The organism is Streptomyces sp. NPDC033221 (genome assembly GCF_055577005.1).
In genome coordinates, this window is the sequence record NZ_JBVIQN010000029.1 from 66,057 (window position 1) to 86,385 (window position 20,329).

The window sequence follows — 20,329 nt, forward strand, 5'->3', positions numbered from 1 at the left end:
TGGAGATGGCCCACCGATGGCGGCGCCCCAGACGGAGAGGTGTGCCAGGCGCCGCCATGTCCCGGGTCGACGCGGGTGGTTACGGCAGGGACACGACAGGCGCGCCGCAACGCTACGCACGCACAGCAGAGCTCTTCTACCAGGAGATGCCTAAGTAAGAAATGAGAAAGCGCACAAAGGTGCTTTGATCCCTTTCATCAGGCGATGTCCGACCTATGTGTCTAGCGCCGGGTGAGGGGATGTGTTTGGATCTGACGTCTCTATGATCGGACTGCCCGGCACGCCGAACACCGCCTCGGCCCTTGGCGGGCGCGCGGCACCGATCGCCCCACCTGCCCCACGAGGTATCTCGTATGAAGCTCGCACGGCGGATCATCGCCACCGGTGCGGCTGTCGCGGCTTGTGCCGCGGCGGTCGTCGTCACCTCGACCTCCTCCTACGCCAACGGAACCGATGCGCCGATATCGGTGGCCGACGGTCAGCCCGGTTACGCGGTAGAGGACTTCAGCTACCCGAACGCCGACAAGATCAAGGCGGAGAAGGGGATCATCCTCAAGCGGGGCGACGGGCACATCACCCTCGCCGACTGCTCCTCCGCCACCGGGCTGCTGATGGTGGAGTCGCGGAAGGGCAAAACGGTCTGCTTCCGCACCACCGGGGCCTCCGGCTACCTCTCCCTGGAAATCCCCTCGGTCCACACCATCAAGGGATCGGCCGAGCACACCGCTGACGTCACCCTCACTGAGCCGAAGGGCAAGTCGCAGCAGGTCGACGTCCCCAAGGGCGAGTGGACGCCGGTCGGAGAGTCCACTGATCCGGATCGCCGCGAGTACACCCTGGTCGAAATCCGTACGAGCAAGTAGGCGAAGACGGCACGACGGGGACTTGCCGGGGCGTAAACCTTCTGTGCGTGTCCGCCGCCGTTCACGGCGCTGGGACACCCGGGCCCGGTTCGGCGGACGTGCTCCCGGCCCGTGGCAGTGGCCTCGCGCTCGGCCCGGACCTCATGGCCATCTGGGGCGACGGCACCCTGCACCTCTACAAGGGGGACGGCAAGGGTGGTATCGGCGCGGCCACCGGCAGCCTCTTCGGGGGGCACCACCTGGCGGACCATGCTCCAGTTCGCCTGACAGCCCCTCAGGGCGCGGCCCCGGCGGGCGCGGAAAGTCTGCCGGGCCGGTGACGTGGCCGGGCCCCGCACGGAAGTTCCCCTTCTCCTGCTCGGCACATGCGAGCGACACCAATCCACTCACAGGCTCTCGCGGCCTGTGCATCCTTCGGACCAAAGCGTTCCCGACCAGAGCGCTTAGGGGGACACCATGACCGAGCGCCGCTCGGGCCACAGACTTGCCGCACTCGACGGGCTGCGGCTATTGGCCGCGCTGATGGTGGTTTTCTACCATTATGTCGCCCTCGCCCGGCCCTGGGGCCACGCCACCGGGACGATCTTCCCGACCGCGCACACGGCAGCCCAGTACGGGTGGCTCGGGGTGGAGGTCTTCTTCCTGATCAGCGGCTTCGTCATCTGCATGAGCGTTTGGGGCCGTACGGCGGGTGACTTCGCCGTCTCCCGGCTCACCCGCCTGTTCCCCGCGTACTGGGCCGCCATCGTGATCACGGTGGTGGTGGTGAAGGCGTGGCCGGAGGTCGCGTCCGTGCGGGGCTGGGACCATGTGATCACCAACCTGACCATGCTCCAGAGCGGCAACAACACGCCCCACATCGACCCGGTGTACTGGACGCTCTTCGTGGAGCTCAAGTTCTACCTGATCATGGTCGTGGTCATGCTGTTCGGCGTCACCTACCGCAACTGCCTGGTCCTGTGCGGCGTCTGGACAGTCGCCGCGGCCCTCGCGCCGGCCCTGCAAACGCCCTTGCTCACCTCGTTCGCCATGCCGCAGTACGCGCCGTTCTTCATCGCCGGTATCGCCTTCTACCTGATGCGCCGCCACCGGCCCAACGCGGTCCTGTGGGCGATCGTCATCCTCCAGCTCCTGCTCGCTCAGCGCTACATCGATTACCGCCTGGCCACCAACCTCGGCAAGGCCGTCGCGAGCACGCTGCCCTCCTGGCCCGCCCGCGTCATCATCGTCGTCGGCTTCGCCCTCGTCGGCGCCATCGCAGTGGGCCTGTTCGACCGGATTCAGTGGAAGTGGCTGACCATCGCGGGAACGCTGACGTATCCGCTGTATCTCATCCACATGAACATCGGCATGACCCTCATCCACCACTTCCGCAACCGGGTCCCCGCCCCGGTCCTGGTGGTTTCGGTGACCGTACTCATGCTGGTGGCCGCTTGGCTCATCCACCGCATCGTCGAACGGCCCGTCGGGAAGTGGCTCCGCACCACGATGCGGCGCGGCATCGACGATGTGCGCCAGCACGTCAGACCTCGTCGCCGGCGCGCGCGGAGTCTCGTACCACCGGCGCCGGTCGCACCCCACCCGCCGCAGGACGACCTGGCCCTGTCGCACGCGGGCAGAACCGAATCGGTGTGATCGTTCGAGTGCTGGGCGCACCACCACGGTGGTGCGCCCAGCACGTTCGTCGAGAAAGTCGAACAGATGGGTGGAAGCGTCGCCCCCGCGGTGAATCGACAATGTGTCGACCAGCGTGAGGAATGGGAGCTGCTCGGGGGCGGCTCGAACCCGGTGAGACCGATGTGCCGGTGTTCGTGGCTGAGGACGGGTGCCCGGTCGGGCTACAAACGGTCCATCGCCACGTGGTACCGCCGACAGCGCTCCTCGCTGGTTTCAGCCCGCGCGAGGGGAGAAACTGCCGCCGGCGTCGCCCTCGGCCGTGCAGTCCGTGTCCTGGTAGCTGTCGACGAAGGTGCCGGTGAGGCTGGTGAACGCGTCGTACGTCTGGTCCATGGGCAGGTTCTTGTTCACCCTGAACCGCAGCTGCACGTGGACGGACTCGCGGGGCTTCAGCGTCTTCGGGCCGGGGATGGGGCCACGGGCTTTGCCATCGGCCTGGCGCAGCGTCTTCCAGGCGCGCTGCGTGGTGTCCCAGTACTGCAGGTCGCTGTAAGGGCTCAGGTCGCGCTCGCCCTCGTTGTAGACGTAACTGAGCACCTTGGCGCTGAGTTCGAACGACTTCAGTTCCTTCGCCGAGGCGTTGGTGAGCGTGGCGGTGTAGGTCGTCCAGTGGGTGCCGAGAGTGATCGACTTGGGTATGCCGAACGAGCGGCCCACGAAGGTGTTGTTGTGGGGCTGCCCGACGTCGGAGCACTTCGGGAGGTCCGCGGCCGGGGCCGCCTGGGAGGTGGGCGCGGCGGCCACCGCCATGGGGAGCAGGGCGGCCGTCGCGGCCGAGGCCGACAGGGCGCGGCGCAGTTTCATGGAGATCTCTTTCCCGGTTCTTCGGACCCTTGGCGCCCTTGTTTCCGGTGTCATTGTGTTCCGAGGCCGTGGGTCCTTGGGGTATCAGGTGGTCAGGTGCTTGCGGAAACGGTTGGGCTTACGCGGTGGCGTCCGTGGCGGCCGGACCAGCTGTGCCCTTCCGGCGGCGTACGCCGATGACCGCACCGGCGCCGCCCACCATCGCGGCTCCGCCGACGAGAGCGATCGCCGGGAGCGCGGTCGAGGAGCCGGTCGCGGCGAGGCGGGCGCCACCCTGCGTGCTGAGGACACCGGCCGAAGAGGAACCACCCGTACCGCCGCCGGACGTGGCGCTCTGGCTGTGCCCGACCGCGTCACCCGGCTTGCCCTGCTCACCCGGCTTGGTGGTCGGATGCTGGGACGGCTTCGCGCCCGCCGGGAGGATGGTGAAGTCGTACCAGGCTTCCTTGGCCGAACCACAGGAACCGTCGCGGTTGCGGTAGTCGCCTGCGGCGAGCGCGTATCCGGCGCCGGGCTTGGCGTCCTTGACCGCGCGGGTGCGGAGTTGGAGCGTGATGGTGCTGCGCGGACCGACGGCGAAGAAACCGAACAGGTCCTCGGGCGTCGCGTCATGGAAAGACTTCCACTGCCCCGTCTTGGCGTCGCGGTACTCGGTCTCCAGCTCCCAGTACGGCCGGTCGACGTCTTCGGCGGAGGACACGAGCAGGAAGGGCTGGACCTCCTCCAGGGACTTGCCGGTGGTGTTGGTGAGCGACATGGAGAAGGGGGTCCAGGCGCCGCCCGCGGTCAGCTGATGCGGCAGCCCGCGGACGGCCACGTTCAACTGGTCGGACTCGAACGCGCAGGACTGACCCGCACTGTCGGAATCACCGGCGTTCTTGCCTGCACCGGTGGCGTCAGGCGCGCCGGTGGCCCCGTCGCGGCCCTGGGATGCCGTGCCACCGGCAGTGGGGGAGCCGGGAGAGGCGGGTGTGCGGGAACCGGCCTCGGACACCGGTCCCGTTGCGAATGCGGCGGCGGGCGCGGCCAGTACGGCGGCGGGCGCTATCACGGCAGCCGCCGCGGCGGCCGTCAGTACGCGGCGAATCTTCATCCAGCAGACCTTTCGTATCTCGAGTTCCCTAGGGCGGCACAGGTTGACGTCCGTCTTGTTCGGGCCGTGCATGGCGCAGGGGTGCGTGGATGTGCCTGCGGACATGCGCACCTGCGTACACCTGCGCCTCGTGCATGACCAGACATCGCCACCCGATACGAGTGAAGACGGGCCCCAGGGCGCCTCGGGCAGATGTCGGTTCGGGCTGTGGTCAGGCAGGGAGGTTTTTTGGATGGCGTCGTCGAGGCTAGGTGTGGGGGCGGCGTCATCGCGCCTCTCGGGAGCGATCTACGTAATGCGTTACGCAATTCCTGCCGACACGTGCTGCGGCTGCCAAGGCCGTGGGAGCCGTCATCGGAGCCCGGTCACGGAAACGCCGTGACCGGGGCCCCAGGGTCAGCTACCGGAGAAGATGCCGACCGCCGCTAGCTCCGGTACCGGAACACGATCCGGCCGCGCGTCAGGTCGTACGGTGGAAGCTCCACCAGCACCCGGTCTGCCAGCATGATCTTGATGTAGTTCTTGCGGATCTTCCCGCTGATGTGCGCGAGCACCTGGTGGCCGTTTTCGAGCTCCACGGTGAACATGGCGCTGCGCAGGCACTCGACGACCTTGCCCTCGACTTCGATGACGTTCTTGTTCTTCGTCATCGCACCAGCTCCAGGTTGCTGCTCATCGGCCGGGCGCCGATGCCCTCGAACAGCGCCGCGGCCGCCTGGTTGGACTCGTGGACTTCGGCCCAGGCCCTGGCGGACCCGGAGCGGTGCAGCGTCCCCAGCGCGTGGGCCAGCAGTGCCCGCGCGATGCCGCGACGTTGCTCACCGGCCCGGACCGCGATCAGCCCGATGCGCGGCCGGTTCACCGTCACCACCCGGATCAGGCCCAGGTAGCGGTCCGGTGCCGCGGCCACCGCGTACTTCGACGGGTCGACGATGGTGTCGCCTTCGGGGAGGGGGATCACCTCCGCGGGCATCGACTGCCGGCCGACGGTGGCCTCGATCTCGTCACGGATCGCGCGGTCCACCGCCCGTAGCAGGCCCTCGTCCGCTTGACCGGCGGGCACGATCGTCACGCCCGAAGGCGGCAGGACGTCGTCGAGCCGGGTGACCCGCGGGTCGGTCGGCACGACGTACTCCCACTCGCGGCGCCGGGTCGTGAAACCGGCCCGCAGCCAGCCGGCCGTCAGCTCGACGTCGGCTTCGTCGACCACCGTATAGAGCGGCGTGGGCAGTTCCGCCAGCATCGCCTCGGCGAGCCGGTCGAACATGGCGTCGCGCCAGGCGTCGATGCTGACGAACAAGCGTCCGTCGGCCCGGTGCTCCGCATACCCGCGGCCGACCACCAGGTCGTCATCCAGTGCATGCCATTGCCGGTCCGCGACGCGCGTGATCATCACCGCGTTCTCGCTCAGGCCGGTTGGGGAAGGCTTGGTGTTCATCGGAGTCTCCTTCTGGGAGTGCCTCGATCTCAGGCGCTCCCGGCGACACCGAACGTCAGCCGCCGGACCGTGGCGGATTGAGGGAGCACCCATGGGTGACTGTGTTCACGGGGCTCACCTCCCTACGACGCCTTCACGGCCCAGCAGGAGAGTAGCGACGGGGCGTTGCCGCTCTCAAACCCTTTTTCGTGGGCCGGTGACGCGGTCATGATGCGGTCATCGATGCGGTCATTGATGGGGTCATTGATGGGGTCATCAATGCGGTCTTCTGGAGGGGCTGCTCTACAGGGTCGGCTCGACGGTGGGTGGCGACCGGAGTTGAATCGATGCGAACGTATCGATATGGTTGCATCGGTATTGGTGTGCCCCCTTGCCCGCACGTCGCTGACCTGCGACGAAGCCCAGGAAGTAGCCTGATCCGCATGTTGTCCGAAGTCATCGCGACCCGCTACGTCACGCCCTTGCGTGAGGGCGGGTCGCTTCCGGGGATCGTCGAGGCCGACGATCTCGGTACGTATGTCATGAAGTCGTCTACCGGACCCGGCTGACCTGCGGTTATGCGGGCTCCTACGTCTCTGACCTGCACGGAACGGGCTTTCAGCGCCTTTCAGCTCTATGCCGTTTTGCAGCCGGTTCTCCCCAGCGGTCTCCAAACTCCCCAGATTCTCCCCAGGGGCTTCCTCTCTCGCGCAGGTGGTAGAGCGCGACGGCACAGCCCTTCCGGTAGGGGCCGGCGCACACGCTAGGTGACTGGGTGGCGGCCGTCGAGTTCTGCCCAGAAGTGGTCCGTGACGGCGTCCGGCCGGGCGGTGGCAGGGGTGGTGGGCGGGCAGCGGGCTGGGTCATACGTCCCGCTCGGCCGGTGGCCGGTGGTGGGGGGCGCGTATGCGGTGGTCTCGCGCGGGGTCGGCAGCCGATGCGGAGTTGGGTCAGCCCCAGAGCTCCCGGAGAGCGGCGTTGACGGTGGCGGGCTCCTGGGTGTGCGGGTAGTACCCGGGCACCCGCAGGAGGCGGCCCCCGAGGGAGTCTGTGAGGGACTCGGCCACGGCCATGAGGGGGAGTCCTACGTGCTCGCGGTACGCGGCCGGCGCGTGCTCCCAGGTTCCGCAGATCACCAGAATCGGCAGGGCGGCGCCCCGGATCACGTCCAGTGGGATCTCCGCCTCCCAGATGGGGCGCTCCCTCATGGAGGTGGCAACGGCACGGAGCCGGCGCGGCGTGGGCTCGGGCATGGCCATTCCCAGCCCTTCGGTGGACGCCCGCAGATACTGCTCCGGCGTGACGCCGTCCGGGATGCCCGGGGCGCCGTCGCGCACCCGGTCGAGGAGGCCGGCGACGACCGGATGGTGCGCGGCGGCGGTGAAGGCGGAGGGCTGGATGAGGGCGAGGGAGCGAACGAGGCCGGGCCGGCGTGCGGCGGCGAGGAGCGCGGCGACGGCGCCGTTCCCGTGTCCCACGAGGTGGGCGCCGCCGGGCCCCACCGCGCGGGCTCCATCGCCCAGAACCTCCACGGCGTCCTCGGTGTCGATGTCGAAGTCGCTGCGCGCGGTGTCCGGGCTGTCGCCGTAACCCCGGCGATCCATCAGGAGGAGTTGCCGGCTGTCCGCGAGGGTCCGCTGAGCGGCGAACCCGTAGGTGGAGTCGCTGCCCCAGGTGAAGATGTTGTGGATGAAGAGGGCGGGGGCAGCAGCGGCCGCCGGGGCCACCGGAGCCCTCGAAGCTGTCGGGGCCCGGCCCCCTCCGGCCTGTTCGCGGTCATCCCACACGGTCACGTGCACGGCAGCCATAGGTCAACCTCCCGGAGGTGAGGAACATCAACTCCCTTGAGAGTAAGCGTTGATGCACCAGCGCTATGCCTGGCTATGTGTGGCGGGGCGTAAGAGGCACGCTGTGCACGAGCCTCTTCTTAGAGGAAGTCGTACAAGGCCGGCACCGCCTGGAAGCACTGCAACGAAAATGAGCGGGGCACCCTGCGCAAACGTGAACACCCACGCCACCTGGTACACCGTCAACCACTACAAGAACCTCCTCAAGATCGAGAAGGGGTGCTGAAGCAGCCCCGACCGGTCGGCACCCGAAATACCTGCGAGGCCCGCAAATGCTGCGCTGAACAGAACAGGGAATGCCGGGCAAGCCTCTGTGAACTCAGGCTGCCAGCGCCCCGTACATCGTTTCGGCAGCTGGAGCATGCCCCAGCGGCGGTCGCCGGCCTCCCCCGCGAGGGCCCGGCACACGGTGAGGCCAGCGGCACCCGTGCGAGGCGGGCCGGCCAGTTGAATCCGCCTTGGCAGGTCAAGCCCTCCCCGGCCTGCCGTCACAGCCCACTGGGCCGCTGCGCCCAGGTCGTCGACGCAGGCAGCAGACACCCAGCCTGCGGTACGGAGCGGTCGTGCCCTGGCCAGACCGCCGGGCTGGCCCTGGTTGAACCGGGGCAGCTTCGCCGGGCAGTCGCGGTATGCGGCCAGGAACGAGGCCAGCCGCACAGCGCGGGCTTCTGGACTGCGGGACCGCCTCCGACAGGTCGGAACTGCTCCGGAGGCCGACAGGTACCGATCGCGAAGCCGGTGCCGCCCTGCCGTGCCTCACTGGGCCCCGTCACGGGCGTAGGCCCGTACAGAAACGGTCCTTCGCGACGCGCACGAAGGACCGCAGCCCCCCGAAGCATCCGCAGGCCGGGGCGTGGCCGTCAAGCTGCTGTGCCGTGGGTGGCCGGCTCCTTCAACCAGGCGGCGCAGGGCTTCCCGCCCGGTACGGTCGCGGCCAGCGGAGCTCGGGGCTGCTCCGGGTCACGGGGCGGGAAGCGGACCCTGCAGAAGTGAGATCGTCCGTTCTTCGGCTTCAGCAGTGCACGTCCACCCTGATGACCGTGTTGTTGCCGTCCAGCGGCCGCTCGGTCCACGCCTCGACCCGGTCCCACGTGCCGTTGACGTAGGTGACGGTGAAGGCGTTGCCGTGGGCCTTGGCCCAGGAGTAGCGGTCGTTGATGGGGTTGTAGCCACAGCTGTTCAGGTTCCACCACCGTCCTGCGTCCGACGCGAGGCGGATGCAGGCTTTGCCCCAGTCGCACTGCGGGGACCAGCCCTTAAGGCTGGGCGAGGCAGTGGCGGGGCCGCTGGAGAGAGCGACGGCGGCTCCCAAGGCGGTCGCCAGGACGGTGGCACGGGACGCTAACCGGGTGATCGACTGCATCTCGGATCCCTTTCGTGTATGGACCATCCGTGTGGTACGAGAGTGACAGGCCGGACAGACGTTAGTAACCGGTCCGGGTGCAAACGGCCGGCAAGTGCCGGTGAACGCGCAGTGCGATTCGCGGCCATTGAGCGGTGCACGCCCACAACGGCAAGGCCAGGGGACTGGCGGGCGCGGGAGCCCAGACGTTTCGTCCGGTCATGGGCGGCGAGCCTCGGCCAAGATCACCAGTCGGCGGGTGGTCCCGGCCGGCACCCTCCCGGCGGCCGCACGGTACCCACCGACCCGGTGAGCACCAGGAAGACGGCGTATGACGAGCACCGCCACACGCTCGCGCCGTCCATGAGAAGGCCGCGCTGCGTCCTGCCGTGAGGACCTGGCCGTCCTGGAAGCGGTGGAGCGGCACACCGATGCGATGCTGACCTCGGTCGCTGCGCCTTCCTCGAATTCAAGACAGCCGCGACTGGTTGTCTCTGGTGGTTCCGGTATGCGGGCGATGCCGACTGCACGCTGTGCTGGGCGTTCTCGCCCTGCTCTGGGAGACGAAGACCGTGTAAGGAGCCGGCCCGAGTCACGGCGACCGGCGTACGCCAGGTGGGCGGTCGCTTCGTGCGCAACACACCCCTGCCGTGGCGTGCGATCTTGAGGCATCCTGGCGGACATGCGGACGGGGGAGAGCCGGATCCCTGCCGGAGCACGTTGGAAACGTGTTCTGACGGGCGCGGTCGCCGTGATCTGTCTGCTGTGGATCGCACGGGTGATTGCCTGGGCCGCCGCCGACCGCCAAGGCGTTCAGCGGCTGGAACATGCCCTCAACGTCAGCTCCGTACTTACCGGTGTGGTGGTCGGCATCGCCTCCTTGGCCGTTTCCTGGCTGAGCTACCGCGCGAACCGCCGCGAACGCGCCACCGCTGCCTCGCTCAGCGAAACCGCGGACGAGTTTGCGCTCGCCGTCCGTCGCCAGTGGGAGGCCGAGGCCCGTGTGCGACGGCTGTACGATCCCTACGCCCTTCCGGTCTCCTGGCGTCCGGCCGAGGCCGGACTCGCCGAAGAATGGCCCCTGCTCATGCGCATGGCGGCCGACTCCCCTACCGGTCGTGACGCCCTCTCCGATCCCTGGGCCGACAGCCCGCAGGCACTGGCCGGGGCCGGCAGCGACATCGTCCACGTCTTCAACCGCGTACCCGGGGGCCGTTTGGCCGTGCTCGGCGAGCCCGGCGCGGGCAAGACGATGCTTCTGGTACGCCTCGTGCTCGGCCTGGTCGAACGACGCGCGCCGGGCGGTCCGGTTCCCGTCGTCTTCCCGCTCGCCTCATGGGATCCTTCCCGCCAGGAGCTGGACGACTGGCTGGCTGAGCGTCTGGTCACCGACTATCCCGGGCTGGCCGCCCCCGTCCGGCAGGGTCCGCCGCTCACCCGCGCCCGCGCCCTGCTCGACCAGCGCCTGATCCTGCCCCTGCTGGACGGCTTTGACGAGCTTCCGGCCCGCCAGCGTCCCGTCGCCCTGGAGGCCATCAACTATGCCCTGCCACCAGGGCGGCCACTCGTCCTCTCCAGCCGCCTCGCCGAGTACGCCGCCATGCTCGCTCCTGCCGCAGGTGTGCCGGTTCGCCTGGCCGGCGCCGCGGCCATCGAGCTGCCTCCTCTCGGCCTGGACGACGTCGCCGCCTACCTTCGCCGGGACGCCGGGGGCGAGAGCACCGCCTCCGCCGCCCGCTGGCAGCCCGTGCTTGCCTCCGCGGCCGTCGATGTCTTGCGTACCCCGCTGCTCTTGTTCCTGGCCCGGACGATCTACAACCCCCGCCCCGGCGAACGCGGTGTCAGCCTGCCGGATCCGGCCGAACTTCTTGATACCGCCCGCTTCCCCACTCCGACATCCCTGCGGGCGCACCTGTACACCGGCTTCGTACCCGCCGCCTACCGCCCTCGCCCGGGCCGCGACCGGAGCGCTGGCCGGCGGCGAGGGCCGAGGCCACGCTGGCCTTCCTCGCCCACCACCTGGAGGCCAGCAGCGCGGTGGACCTGCTGCTGCACCGTCACCAAGAACACGCCGACCTGCTCGCAGGGCTTCGTGCTGCCGTCAGGCTGGGCACCTGCAGCGAGGACGCCGTCGCGCTGGAGGCCCGAAAGGCCGCCCAGGCGGCCGGCCGTGCTCCCACCGTCACCGCGCAATCTCCCTCCCTGCCCGAACCGGATCCGCAGCTGCCGCAGGTCAGCCACCTCACTCCACGCCGCTTGGCTCGCCCCCTGCCCGATGACCGCCGTCCGTTGCCCCGCCTGGAGCAGTGGGATGAGCTGCTGAGCCTCCGCTGGAAGGAATCTCCGTCATGACCGCCGTTCATCACGCGCTCACCGCACAGGCTTCAGACGCCGCGATCGACACCGCCTGCCGGATGCTGCGGCTTCCCACCATGCGGGCCCAGGCCGCCGACACGATCGCCCGCGCCGAACGCGAAGGGCTCTCCTACGCCGGGTTCCTCGCCGAGCTGTTGATGGCCGAGTGCGAGGACCGCGACCGGCGGCGGGCCGAACCACGCATCCGGGCCGCCCGCTTCCCCGCGAAAAGTCCCTGCGCGAGTTCGACTACGCCGCCAATCCCAACGTCGACCCGGCAGTCATCCACGGTCTGGCGAACTGCGAGTGGATCGCTAAGGGTTACCCGCTGTGTCTGATGGGAGACTCCGGGACCGGCAAGTCGCACCTGCTGATCGCGCTGGGCACTGCGGCTGCCATGGCCGGCTACCGCGTCCGCTACACCACCGCTGCCGCGCTGGCAAACGAGCTCGTCGAAGCCGCCGACGACAAGCAACTAGAGGGTGTCTGAGAAGCCCCTTTCAGGGCAGGTGACTTAAGAGTTCCTGTACATCGGGGAGGGGAGGGGCTCCGGTTTCTTGAGTGCGCAGGCCAGGTGGTTATGCGTGCGGCAGGCCGTCCGCCGTTCGAAAGTGTTCCCGCAGGAGCTCGGAGCTCGCGAGTACCTCGGCGACTTCCGGGTAGTCCCGTCGCACTCTGTGGGCGTACCTTGCGCAGAGCTCCCTCCTCTTCCTGGGGTTGTTGTGCAGGAGGGACTTCGCGTTCCACAGGTGGGTGAATGTCTTGTTCTTCTGTCCGGACCACAGCTCGGCCCCCGTGTAGTCACGTAGGAATGAACCGATGCGCACGCCGCTCGCCTTTGCGCACATAGGCAGCAGCCGCTGTTCCGCGAAGATCGGGTGTGTGGGCACCGACCCGTCGGGCTCCGACTGGACCGGGTTGCCCTCCATGAACGATTGCGCTCGGGCGGCGTATTCATCCTTGAATGCGTCTTTGGTGAAGAGAAGCAGCGCGGCGCTGCAAGGAGCGACCGACCAGTCAAGGCCGCTCCAGTCGAATCCGGGTGGTGCGACGAGGCGGTCCCGGCCGACGTAGGCGGCGAAGCCGAGTGACTCCTCGTGCAAGCTCATCACTTCCGCGGTGACAAGCTGCCGGATGCCGTCCCAGACGATGAGGTCGATGTCCATGACACAGCACGGCGCTTCCTCCTGCCGCAAGGCCACGATCTTCCCGAAGGACCAGAAGACGCCGCAGTTGATCGTTTGAGACGCCGACTCCAGGAGTCGGGCATCGACCCCGCCGTCCCAGAGGTCCAGGAGTCCGAGCCGGTCGTAGAACTCCTGGCCCGGAGGATCCGTGTAGAGCCGGATCACTCCGTTGTGCCGGCGCCACTCGAGGGCCGACAGGACTGTCGTGAGGACCTCGAAGTCTTCCTGCCGGTAGGGGGAGCCTCCGGCTCGTGAGACGTAGTAATTCGTGGTGGGCCGGGTGGAAACGACGTGGATCGCCTTCACAGTCGCCCCTTCCCGCGGCGCCCCGGCTGACGGTCCCGCGCACTGCCTTGGCTCGCAGGCGGCGGTTGTCTCACGACAGGTACCGCCGGATGCTGGGCATGTGATGCAGCATTCCCACGAGTTCGGGGTAGTCGAGGCGGATCCGGGCCACGCACCGTCGGCAGAACGACTCCCGGCAGTCCGGGTCGCTCTTGAGCGCATCCTTGAAGGCCCAGACGTGGGTGACCAGTTGGTTCCTTTCGCCGCTGGCCATCGTCTCGCTGTTGCGCTCGGGCCTGGGCCAGTCGAGGAAGTACGCCGGTTGCACCCCCAGTCTCAGCGCGCACATCGGCAGCAGCCGCTGGGCCACGAACACGTCGTGGACCGGCAGACGGCTCTCGGCCTCTTGCCGGATCGGGTTCCCCAGGATGAACTCCATCGCCCTGGCATGGAACATTTCGGTGAGCCGGTCAGCCGCGAAGTACGTCAGTGAGGCGTTGCACGGGAGCGCATCCCAGTCCCACTCCTCCCAGACGTAACCGGTGGGCGTGCTCAGCTCGCACCGGGGTCTGTACACACCGTGGTGCAGGGGCTCCTTGTGCAGCGCCATGAACTCCGAGGTGATCAGGCCGTCGATCGCTCCCCAGACGACGAGGTCCGTGTCCAGTGAGACGAAGGGTGCCGCCTCCGCCCGGAGGGCCGCGACGCGGCCGGCGGTCCAGAACACGTCGTGGTTGATGGAGGCGGGCAGCGACTCCAGCACGTCCGTGTCGATGCCGCCCTCCCACAGCTCCGTCATCCCGAGGCGCCGGTAGTACGCCTCCCCGACACGGTCGGTGTACAGCTTGACCGGGCCGTTGAAGCGGCGCCATGCGGCCGCCGAGAGGATGGTCGTGAGGAGTTCGAAGTCCTCCACCGCGTAGCCGTCGGGTCCCTTCACCCGCCCCAGGTACGGCACGGATGGCACGGTGGAGTTGACGTGGATGGCCTTCATCCGGCGTCAGAGCTGCGGTCGGCCGGTGAGCCGGTTGACGACCGCTGCCAACTGGGCAAAGGCCGGACGGACGCCCGGGGGAGCCATCGAGGCGCGCAGCACGAACGGGACCTGCCCTCGGTCGATCCTCATTGCCACCTCTTCGCCCTCCGGGGGATCTTCGTCCTCGAGAGGAAACCAAAACGTGATCCGGGCGTTCGCCGACGTGATGGCGACCGAACCGACGAGCGAGTCCGGCACGTACCCCTCGTCCGCGTTCGAGGGGAGCTCCATCAGTGACTCGACGTCCAAGTGCCGTGCGAGGGCTGTCAGTTCCTCGGGGCGAACCGCCTGTGAGAACCGTTCGTCGACGTCCCGAAGCTCGTCCACATGGGTCACCTCGGCCTCGCCCCTGGAGGGGACCGAGGCCCGGAAGTCGACCCGCTGTCCCGGGCAGCCGCCGGAGATGTACAGGTCGATCGTCACGTCGTCGGCGGCAGCGCCCTCTTGATCGCCCTCCGGCCCGTCGGCCAGCCGTGCGACCGCGGCCTTCATGCGCTCGACGTCGGGCCGCGTAAAGGATTCGATGGTTACCCTCATGTCGTCCTCGTCCTCGTCCTCGTCCTCGTCGTGAAGCGGTCGGGCCTAGATGAGATCCAGGCCGATCGAGAAGACCTCGGCCGCGAGCGGCGCCGAGACACAGATCCGGGCGACGTGGCGCTGCAGCGCCGCTCCGGTGTTGTTGTCCATGACCGTTCCCGTGTTGACGGGGTTGCGGTTCGGGCAGCGGGTATCGGCGTATTCATCCGGATTTCCGAGCATGTGGCCGAACTCGTGTGCGGCGACGTCGCCGCTGTCGGACGTGTCCCACGTCGTCATGTCGGTCTGGGCAGGGCCTTGGCGCACCCGGACGACGTGGTGGGGGCTGGAGGTCACCCACTGGACGTCAACGGTGATGACGGAGGTGCCGTAGGGCCCGGCGCAGACGAAGTGGTTGCTCCACTTGTTCTCGATGCCGGTCTCCCACGTCGTACGCAGGGTCGCCATCGTGGCGGGCGTGATCCCCGCGTCGGGGTTGAGCTGGATCCGGACCGTGACAGCCGTGCAGTTCTGGAAGTACGCGGCGTTCCAACCGAAAATGCACTCGGACACCCGGAAGCTGCGCTGTCCGACATAGGGGCAGGGGCCCGCGAGGGTTTGGGTGCCTTCGGCGGGCTCGGGGGCATTGTGCGGCACGACGACTCCCTTCGCCGCCACCACATCGGGAGCGGCAGGCTGGGCAGCGGATGAGAGTGGGGGTTCCGGCCGGAGCGGCCCCGATGAGCCGGACGTGCCGGACGTGCCGGGCGTGAGGTAATCGCTGTACTCCGGCAGTGGATCGACGCCGTAGAACGCGTCGGTCCTCCGAGTCAGATCCAGGAACTCGGCGAAGAGGCGCGGGGAATAGGGAACCGAGTCGATCCGGTGGAGGACGTTTCGCGCGTACGCCCGCGCGTTGTTCGCCTTGAAGTCGAACGCGTTCGTCGGCGTCGTCCCACCCGCGTCACCCAGTACCCGCAGGAAACCCTCGATGCGGTCGCGCGCCAGCCGCCGCAGCTCGGGCGGGAGCGTGGTGATCCGGTGGACGGCGGGCACCGTGGCGATGTAGCTGGAAATCGAGTCGGCGTCGGCGAACTCCCCTGACAGGACCATCGTGTAGTAGGAGGGCAGGTCGAACAGGTTGAGGTTGGTGATGGTGTTGTGCAGGTTGACGGTCGTGTTGGGAAGGGACTTGATCTCGGTGAAGTGGTGGAACACGTCGTCGAAGTCGCTGTGCATGCGCACGTATTCGGTCGTCCGCCGAGTGCCGTCCAGGCTGATGTTGAAGTGAACGTGCCGGAATCGCGTGAGATGCGGACGGATGTCGACCTTTCCTGAGGTCAGCGTGGAACCGTTCGAGATGATCTCCACGGACACATCGTTCGACAGCTCGTTCAGCACGTCCAGGAAACGGGGCTCGTTGATGGGGTTGCCGCCGTGGAACGTGACGATACGGATCGGGCTCGCCCGGATGAAGCTGATGACCTTGTCGATGTCGTTGCGCCGGTATCCGACCGGCTCCACGCCCAGTATTCGGTGGCGGTCCGAATTCAGCCGTGTGCTGAGCTTGTCGAAGCACATCCGGCAGCTGTAGGTGCAGAGATTACTGAGGGCGATCAACAGGTACTGCGTCCGGCTGACGTCGCCGGTCGTCTCATCGTAGGCATCTGCGACATCCCGCCAGTGGAATCTTTCCTGGTAGTAGTTGTGGACGGTCGGCTGGCGCGTGGCCTCGTCGAGACATGCCCGGCAGCCCTCCGGCACCTCACCGCGCAGGAACTGCCGGCGGGCGATACGCATCTTCTCGCTGTTGACCAGCTCGGACATGTCGCCGACCAAGCCCAGACGACCGGCCTCCGGCCCCTTGTCCTCGCAGCAGATGACCGACTCGCCATCGGCCCAGATGGCCAGCGAGACGAAGGGGGCGATGCAGAGCGGAGTCCTGTTCTCGGGCTTCTGACTCATCGCGGCTCCCGGCGGGTAGCAGATGAAGTACGTCAGCGGTGGGCCGGGGAAACCGAACCAGCCTCGTCGTGCGGCATTCTCTCGGACGAATCTGAGACTCCGCCATGGGGAATGAGTGTCTACAGATGAAGACCAGCCATACCGCGTGCCACAAGGGAAACCGGATCCCGCTACCGCACCCGTGGGCGGGACCCGGGAGATGACTGTCCCGGCAGTCCTCTCGCTCCACTCTCTGATCTTCAGTGCACAATTTTCACGTCCGGAATGGCTCGATACCTATTCTCAGAAATGCCGGGAACAGGAGTTCGCTTCGGGTTGGATGATTAGCGCGGTATAAGTTGACCGGCCTTGGCCGGAAAGGTCACTTCCAGCATCCAGCACGCGTCTCACCAACACCTCAGGCACACATCCAGGGTCAATATCGCTGCTTTGGTGGAGTTTTCTGGCAGGTCGGCTCAGCTCTTCGCCCGGTTAGAGGGTGCCTGAGAAGCTCCGTTCAGGGATGGGCCCTGACGGTGCGGTGCAGGAGGAGCATGACCGTGGCCAAGTAGATGGCGCTCTCCTGGCTGTCGGCCAAGTACTCGTAGTCCTTGGACAGCCTGCGGTAGCGGCCCAGCCAGGCGAAACTCCGCTCGATCACCCAGCGGCGGGGAACTACCGCGAAGATCGGCACTACTCGTGCTGGGGCGTCGGCCTTGGCCCAAGTACCACGGAAGCCGCCGTCTTTGCGCTGCACGATCTGGATGGTGACCCCGGTTTCCTCCTGAACCCAGGCCAGGAAGTCGCGGCCGCGATAGCCCTGGTCGGCCCACAGGTGCCGGAGGCGGGGGAACTTGCCGGCACACCGGGCCAGCAGCACCGCCGCGCCGTCGCGATCGCTCACGTTGGCCGGGCTGACGCAGACGGCCAGGACAAGGCCGAGCGTCGACCAGGAGGTGACGCTTAGGGCGTTTCTGATGGATCTCCGTGGGGGACGGAGCGGCGTTCGGTGCGTGCGCTTGGGGGTCCCCCCTGCTCGAAGAGCTAGGGGGAGTGCGGTGTGAAGGGTCATGTGGCGGAGCCACCTGTCCCTTTGCGCCGTGCGGCGAGGGTGCGTGCCTGGGGGCACCTCCCAGCGGTAGCTGGGGGAGTCGCGATGCCGCGGAGATCCGTCAGAAGCGCCCTAATGCCCAGGACCTTCTTGCCGCCGTCGTACCCGTGCCAGCCACCCCGCTCGGTGGCCTTGACGCTCTGGCTGTCCAACACCCCCGCACTCGGCGTCGGTTCCCGGCCTTGACCAGTGCGTTCGCGAGCGCGCAGGACGTCGAGGATCTCCTCCCAACGGCCCTCGATCCGCCACTGCCGCCAGTAGTGGTAGACCGTCTGCCACGGCGGGAAGTCGTGCGGGAGCAGCCGCCAGGCGCAGCCGGCCCGCACCCAGTAAGCCAACGTGTCGATCAACTCGCGGCGTGAGTGCTTGGGTGGGCGGCCGCCCGGCTTCGGCGGCGGAAGCAGTGGCTCGAGCACCACCCACTCGGCGTCGGAAAGATCCGTCGGATACGCCCGCCGTCGCCCGGTCATCCCGCCTCCCCGAAGTGCAGGAACTACCAAGTCACCTGCCCTGAACGGGGCTTCTCAGACACCCTCTAGCGGGGGAATGAAGGAATGCTGCGTCCGACGTGGGACAGGTTTGCGCAGTGGGATCTTGCATCTTCCGTTGATGCGCGACGTCTGGTTCGGTTCGGTCAGCACTGTTCCATCCGCCCTGCTCCGCCTGACTGGGTGCGGTGCCTATGAGTCAGGGACAGGGGCGGTCTCTCAGTTCCTGGGGGAGGGGGCGAGGTCGTTGCGGAGTGCTTGGGCGGTGTGGGAGGTGGGGTGGTGCAGCAGTTGGTTGGGGGTGCCGGTGAAGAGGAGTTGGCCGCCGTGGCGGCCTCCTTCTGGGCCCATGTCGATGATCCAGTCGGCTTGTTTGATGAGGTCGAGGTTGTGTTCGATGACGATGACGGTGTTGCCGTCGTCGACGAGCCGGTCGAGCAGGCGCTGGAGGATTTCGATGTCGGCTATGTGCAGGCCGGTAGTGGGTTCGTCCAGGATGTAGATGGTGCTGGTACGGCCGAGCTGGCCGGCGAGTTTGAGGCGCTGGAGTTCGCCGCCGGAGAGGGTGGAGACGGGCTGGCCGAGGGCTAGGTAACCGAGGCCGACCTCGATCAGGGTTTCGAGGGGGCCGCGGATCTTCTTCTCGGCGGGTGCGGTGAAGACGTCCACGGCCTGCTGGGCCGTCATTCCCAGGATGTCGACGATGGTGCGGCCGTGCAGGGTGTGGGCGAGGACCTGGTCGTTGTAGCGGGTGCCCTGGCAGGTTTCGCAGGTGGTGGTGATGGGGTCGGCGAAGGCCATGTCGGCGGTGATGGTGCCTTTGCCGCCGCAGGGAAACCGACAGGTTCCCGGATTCCTGGCGCGCTCTGGCGACGAACCTGCGGGTCATTGTGCCGGAGCACCCCCTACCGTCCGTTGCGTTCCATATCCTCGGTACCCGGCTCGCGGTCTCCGTGGATCTTTAAGCTGGCTGCGGTCAGTGTCCGGGCTGGCGTGTCGGTGGGGCCCGTGGTGCCGTCGCCTTCTGCGGGGCACTAGGCTCCGCTGTGGCCTGCACCGGTATGGAGCGTGCGGGCCAGGCCCCGGTGTTGTCCTGCGACGGGATGAGTACGCAGCCGGGGCCGCACCTGCGCCGCCCTGTCGCCGAGTCCGGCCGGCCCGCCTGTGCGGTATGACGTTTCGTCCTTCGGTTGGCTCGCTGGCGGTGCCGGTGAAGAATCGGTCTCGGCCGGGCGGTGGCCGGGCATTCCGCGCTGGTTCGCTCGCGCCGCCCGGCCGCGTCGGTGCTCGTGGGACGTGCGAGCGCGTTGACCGGTACGGTGCCCAGGCGGGACGCTGGGGAGATGGACAGCGCGGGTGAACTGGACTTGGCGGCCCTGCTGGTGACATCGGGCCCGGGTGCCGCGGCGGCCTGGCAGCAGATCCGGGACCGGGCGGCAGAAGCCCCAGCCTACCGCCTGACCTTCGCCGCCCGGCAGGCGGGTTCCGTCGGTGCCGCCATGACGGGGCCGGGTCGGGGAACCTTCATGCCGGTGGAAACGCAGTTATCGGCTCTCGTGAAGCGGCTGGAGACAGCCCTTGAGCACGCACGCGCACTTCGGGAGAGGAAACGTGTACTGGTGGAGGAGAACTGGCGACTGCTCGACGAGAACTGCCGGCTCCGGCGTCAGCGTTCTCGTCTCGCCGGGCCTCGGCGGGCGCGTGACTGACTTCCTCGCTCCGCCCGGGCAGGGCCGCACCGTGTCAGGCGTGGCAGGTGTGTCCGGACAGGTCGGTGAAACCTGCGAACTCACGGGATGTCGAACATCCGATCGTCGGCGGCTTGTTGACGTCGGGCAGTCGTCGCAGTAAAAGGACGAACAGGGGTGATTGCCATGACCGCTCGTCGTCCGTGTCCACCGGCGCCGGGACCGCTCGAGGGCTACGCCGTCGACTTCGATGATCTGCTCGAATCGCTGGCCCAGCGGCAGGACTTCCGCTAGTACGTGACCGGGCTGCTGGTCCCGCAAGAGCGGAACACGACGCTGACTTGCTTGGCCGGGGCGGAACCAGTGGCCGGATCCCAGCACCCGGCGGTGCAGCGACTGCAGTTCTCCCTTCCGGATCTCCGTGGGAGCATGAGCGGGTCAATGCCCGCCGCCTGGAGCAGCTGCAAGGCGATCCGCACGGCCCCGCATGCGGGCGGGGTGCTGGTGATCGACGACTTCGGGGATCCCAAGGACGGGACGGCGACCGCGCACATGGGCCGCCAGTGGCTGGGCCGATACGGCAAGACCGAAAATGCGGTGGTCACTGTGACGACGCTGTGGGCGAACGGTTGCGTGGCGGGACTGCCAATTCGCACCGTCCTGACGGGTGCTCACG

18 protein-coding genes and 3 pseudogenes are annotated in these 20,329 nt (G+C 67.9%); 8 read left to right on the forward strand and 13 right to left on the reverse strand.

Annotation, left to right across the window (positions count from 1 at the left end):
• The first annotated feature begins 353 nt into the window (after positions 1–353).
• From ACZ53K_RS30730 to ACZ53K_RS30740, 3 genes are all read left to right on the forward strand, one after another.
• On the forward strand, positions 354–863 hold the full coding sequence (locus tag ACZ53K_RS30730; protein ID WP_468842882.1) for a hypothetical protein: 510 nt from the start codon (positions 354–356) through the stop codon (positions 861–863).
• A gap of 47 nt (positions 864–910) precedes the next feature.
• Complete coding sequence (locus ACZ53K_RS30735; protein WP_468842885.1) at positions 911–1,183, forward strand: hypothetical protein; 273 nt, start codon at positions 911–913, stop codon at positions 1,181–1,183.
• 136 nt (positions 1,184–1,319) lie between these two features.
• Positions 1,320–2,498 carry an acyltransferase family protein gene (locus ACZ53K_RS30740; protein WP_468842887.1) on the forward strand — a complete coding sequence of 393 codons (1,179 nt, stop codon included), beginning with the start codon at positions 1,320–1,322 and terminating at the stop codon, positions 2,496–2,498.
• A 255-nt stretch (positions 2,499–2,753) separates the two neighbouring features.
• Here the strand turns inward: ACZ53K_RS30740 and ACZ53K_RS30745 are convergent, their stop codons facing one another.
• From ACZ53K_RS30745 to ACZ53K_RS30760, 4 genes are all read right to left on the reverse strand, one after another.
• Positions 2,754–3,344, reverse strand: coding sequence for a hypothetical protein (locus ACZ53K_RS30745; protein WP_468842890.1), 591 nt, complete (start codon positions 3,342–3,344; stop codon positions 2,754–2,756).
• Positions 3,345–3,462: 118 nt separating this feature from the next.
• Positions 3,463–4,437, reverse strand: a complete 975-nt coding sequence (locus ACZ53K_RS30750; RefSeq protein WP_468842893.1) for an LPXTG cell wall anchor domain-containing protein — start codon at positions 4,435–4,437, stop codon at positions 3,463–3,465.
• Positions 4,438–4,862: 425 nt separating this feature from the next.
• Positions 4,863–5,087 carry a translation initiation factor IF-1 gene (gene infA, locus ACZ53K_RS30755; protein WP_468842896.1) on the reverse strand — a complete coding sequence of 75 codons (225 nt, stop codon included), beginning with the start codon at positions 5,085–5,087 and terminating at the stop codon, positions 4,863–4,865.
• The gene (locus ACZ53K_RS30760) at positions 5,084–5,875 is read right to left on the reverse strand and encodes a GNAT family N-acetyltransferase (protein WP_468842898.1); all 792 of its coding nucleotides are present in this window, start codon (positions 5,873–5,875) and stop codon (positions 5,084–5,086) included. The genes infA and ACZ53K_RS30760 overlap by 4 nt, the downstream gene beginning before the upstream one ends.
• 422 nt (positions 5,876–6,297) lie before the next feature.
• On the opposite strand from ACZ53K_RS30760, the pseudogene ACZ53K_RS30765 reads away from it, so the two are divergent.
• Positions 6,298–6,420 (forward strand): annotated as a pseudogene (locus ACZ53K_RS30765) (HipA family kinase); the annotation flags it as partial.
• A 384-nt stretch (positions 6,421–6,804) separates the two neighbouring features.
• Here the strand turns inward: ACZ53K_RS30765 and ACZ53K_RS30770 are convergent.
• Together ACZ53K_RS30770 and ACZ53K_RS30775 are read right to left on the reverse strand one after the other, a co-directional pair.
• Positions 6,805–7,662 (reverse strand): alpha/beta fold hydrolase, encoded by an 858-nt coding sequence (locus tag ACZ53K_RS30770; RefSeq protein WP_468842900.1) that lies wholly within the window; start codon positions 7,660–7,662, stop codon positions 6,805–6,807.
• A 1,051-nt stretch (positions 7,663–8,713) separates the two neighbouring features.
• Positions 8,714–9,064 carry a hypothetical protein gene (locus ACZ53K_RS30775; RefSeq protein WP_468842902.1) on the reverse strand — a complete coding sequence of 117 codons (351 nt, stop codon included), beginning with the start codon at positions 9,062–9,064 and terminating at the stop codon, positions 8,714–8,716.
• A gap of 730 nt (positions 9,065–9,794) precedes the next feature.
• Here ACZ53K_RS30775 and ACZ53K_RS30780 point away from each other — a divergent pair.
• Positions 9,795–11,366 carry an NACHT domain-containing protein gene (locus ACZ53K_RS30780; RefSeq protein WP_468842904.1) on the forward strand — a complete coding sequence of 524 codons (1,572 nt, stop codon included), beginning with the start codon at positions 9,795–9,797 and terminating at the stop codon, positions 11,364–11,366.
• A gap of 25 nt (positions 11,367–11,391) precedes the next feature.
• Positions 11,392–11,876, forward strand: a pseudogene (locus tag ACZ53K_RS30785) (ATP-binding protein); the annotation flags it as partial.
• Between the two features lie 100 nt (positions 11,877–11,976).
• Here the strand turns inward: ACZ53K_RS30785 and ACZ53K_RS30790 are convergent.
• The 7 genes from ACZ53K_RS30790 to ACZ53K_RS30820 form a co-directional block, all read right to left on the reverse strand.
• Positions 11,977–12,891 carry a DUF6734 family protein gene (locus ACZ53K_RS30790; RefSeq protein ID WP_468842907.1) on the reverse strand — a complete coding sequence of 305 codons (915 nt, stop codon included), beginning with the start codon at positions 12,889–12,891 and terminating at the stop codon, positions 11,977–11,979.
• 70 nt (positions 12,892–12,961) lie between these two features.
• A complete protein-coding gene (locus tag ACZ53K_RS30795; RefSeq protein WP_468842909.1) occupies positions 12,962–13,864 on the reverse strand; it encodes a hypothetical protein in 903 nt (300 codons plus the stop codon).
• Positions 13,865–13,870: 6 nt separating this feature from the next.
• On the reverse strand, positions 13,871–14,443 hold the full coding sequence (locus tag ACZ53K_RS30800) for a hypothetical protein (RefSeq protein WP_468842911.1): 573 nt from the start codon (positions 14,441–14,443) through the stop codon (positions 13,871–13,873).
• 45 nt (positions 14,444–14,488) lie between these two features.
• On the reverse strand, positions 14,489–16,387 hold the full coding sequence (locus tag ACZ53K_RS30805) for a twitch domain-containing radical SAM protein (RefSeq protein WP_468842914.1): 1,899 nt from the start codon (positions 16,385–16,387) through the stop codon (positions 14,489–14,491).
• Positions 16,388–16,883: 496 nt separating this feature from the next.
• Entirely contained in the window at positions 16,884–17,438 is a 555-nt protein-coding gene (locus ACZ53K_RS30810; RefSeq protein ID WP_468842917.1) for a transposase, read from the reverse strand.
• Entirely contained in the window at positions 17,435–17,947 is a 513-nt protein-coding gene (locus ACZ53K_RS30815; RefSeq protein ID WP_468842920.1) for a transposase, read from the reverse strand. Before ACZ53K_RS30815 ends, ACZ53K_RS30810 begins: the two co-directional genes overlap by 4 nt.
• Positions 17,948–18,184: 237 nt before the next feature.
• A complete protein-coding gene (locus ACZ53K_RS30820; RefSeq protein WP_468842923.1) occupies positions 18,185–18,766 on the reverse strand; it encodes an ATP-binding cassette domain-containing protein in 582 nt (193 codons plus the stop codon).
• Positions 18,767–19,308: 542 nt separating this feature from the next.
• Between ACZ53K_RS30820 and ACZ53K_RS30825 the strand changes: the two genes are divergently transcribed.
• Both ACZ53K_RS30825 and ACZ53K_RS30830 read left to right on the forward strand, forming a co-directional pair.
• The gene (locus ACZ53K_RS30825) at positions 19,309–19,674 is read left to right on the forward strand and encodes a hypothetical protein (RefSeq protein WP_468842926.1); all 366 of its coding nucleotides are present in this window, start codon (positions 19,309–19,311) and stop codon (positions 19,672–19,674) included.
• Positions 19,675–19,839: 165 nt separating this feature from the next.
• Positions 19,840–20,328, forward strand: a pseudogene (locus tag ACZ53K_RS30830) (transposase); the annotation flags it as partial.
• Between the last annotated feature and the right edge of the window lies 1 nt (position 20,329).

Excerpts from the sequence above, each read along its gene's own strand:
- ACZ53K_RS30730 (WP_468842882.1), top strand. The coding sequence starts at position 354 with ATGAAGCTCGCACGGCGGATCATCGCCACCGGTGCGGCTGTCGCGGCT.
- ACZ53K_RS30740 (WP_468842887.1), top strand. The coding sequence starts at position 1,320 with ATGACCGAGCGCCGCTCGGGCCACAGACTTGCCGCACTCGACGGGCTG.
- ACZ53K_RS30745 (WP_468842890.1), bottom strand. The coding sequence starts at position 3,344 with ATGAAACTGCGCCGCGCCCTGTCGGCCTCGGCCGCGACGGCCGCCCTG.
- ACZ53K_RS30750 (WP_468842893.1), bottom strand. The coding sequence starts at position 4,437 with ATGAAGATTCGCCGCGTACTGACGGCCGCCGCGGCGGCTGCCGTGATA.
- infA (WP_468842896.1), bottom strand. The coding sequence starts at position 5,087 with ATGACGAAGAACAAGAACGTCATCGAAGTCGAGGGCAAGGTCGTCGAG.
- ACZ53K_RS30760 (WP_468842898.1), bottom strand. The coding sequence starts at position 5,875 with ATGAACACCAAGCCTTCCCCAACCGGCCTGAGCGAGAACGCGGTGATG.
- ACZ53K_RS30770 (WP_468842900.1), bottom strand. The coding sequence starts at position 7,662 with ATGGCTGCCGTGCACGTGACCGTGTGGGATGACCGCGAACAGGCCGGA.
- ACZ53K_RS30775 (WP_468842902.1), bottom strand. The coding sequence starts at position 9,064 with ATGCAGTCGATCACCCGGTTAGCGTCCCGTGCCACCGTCCTGGCGACC.
- ACZ53K_RS30795 (WP_468842909.1), bottom strand. The coding sequence starts at position 13,864 with ATGAAGGCCATCCACGTCAACTCCACCGTGCCATCCGTGCCGTACCTG.
- ACZ53K_RS30800 (WP_468842911.1), bottom strand. The coding sequence starts at position 14,443 with ATGAGGGTAACCATCGAATCCTTTACGCGGCCCGACGTCGAGCGCATG.
- ACZ53K_RS30805 (WP_468842914.1), bottom strand. The coding sequence starts at position 16,387 with ATGAGTCAGAAGCCCGAGAACAGGACTCCGCTCTGCATCGCCCCCTTC.
- ACZ53K_RS30810 (WP_468842917.1), bottom strand. The coding sequence starts at position 17,438 with ATGACCCTTCACACCGCACTCCCCCTAGCTCTTCGAGCAGGGGGGACC.
- ACZ53K_RS30815 (WP_468842920.1), bottom strand. The coding sequence starts at position 17,947 with ATGACCGGGCGACGGCGGGCGTATCCGACGGATCTTTCCGACGCCGAG.
- ACZ53K_RS30820 (WP_468842923.1), bottom strand. The coding sequence starts at position 18,766 with ATGGCCTTCGCCGACCCCATCACCACCACCTGCGAAACCTGCCAGGGC.
- ACZ53K_RS30825 (WP_468842926.1), top strand. The coding sequence starts at position 19,309 with ATGGACAGCGCGGGTGAACTGGACTTGGCGGCCCTGCTGGTGACATCG.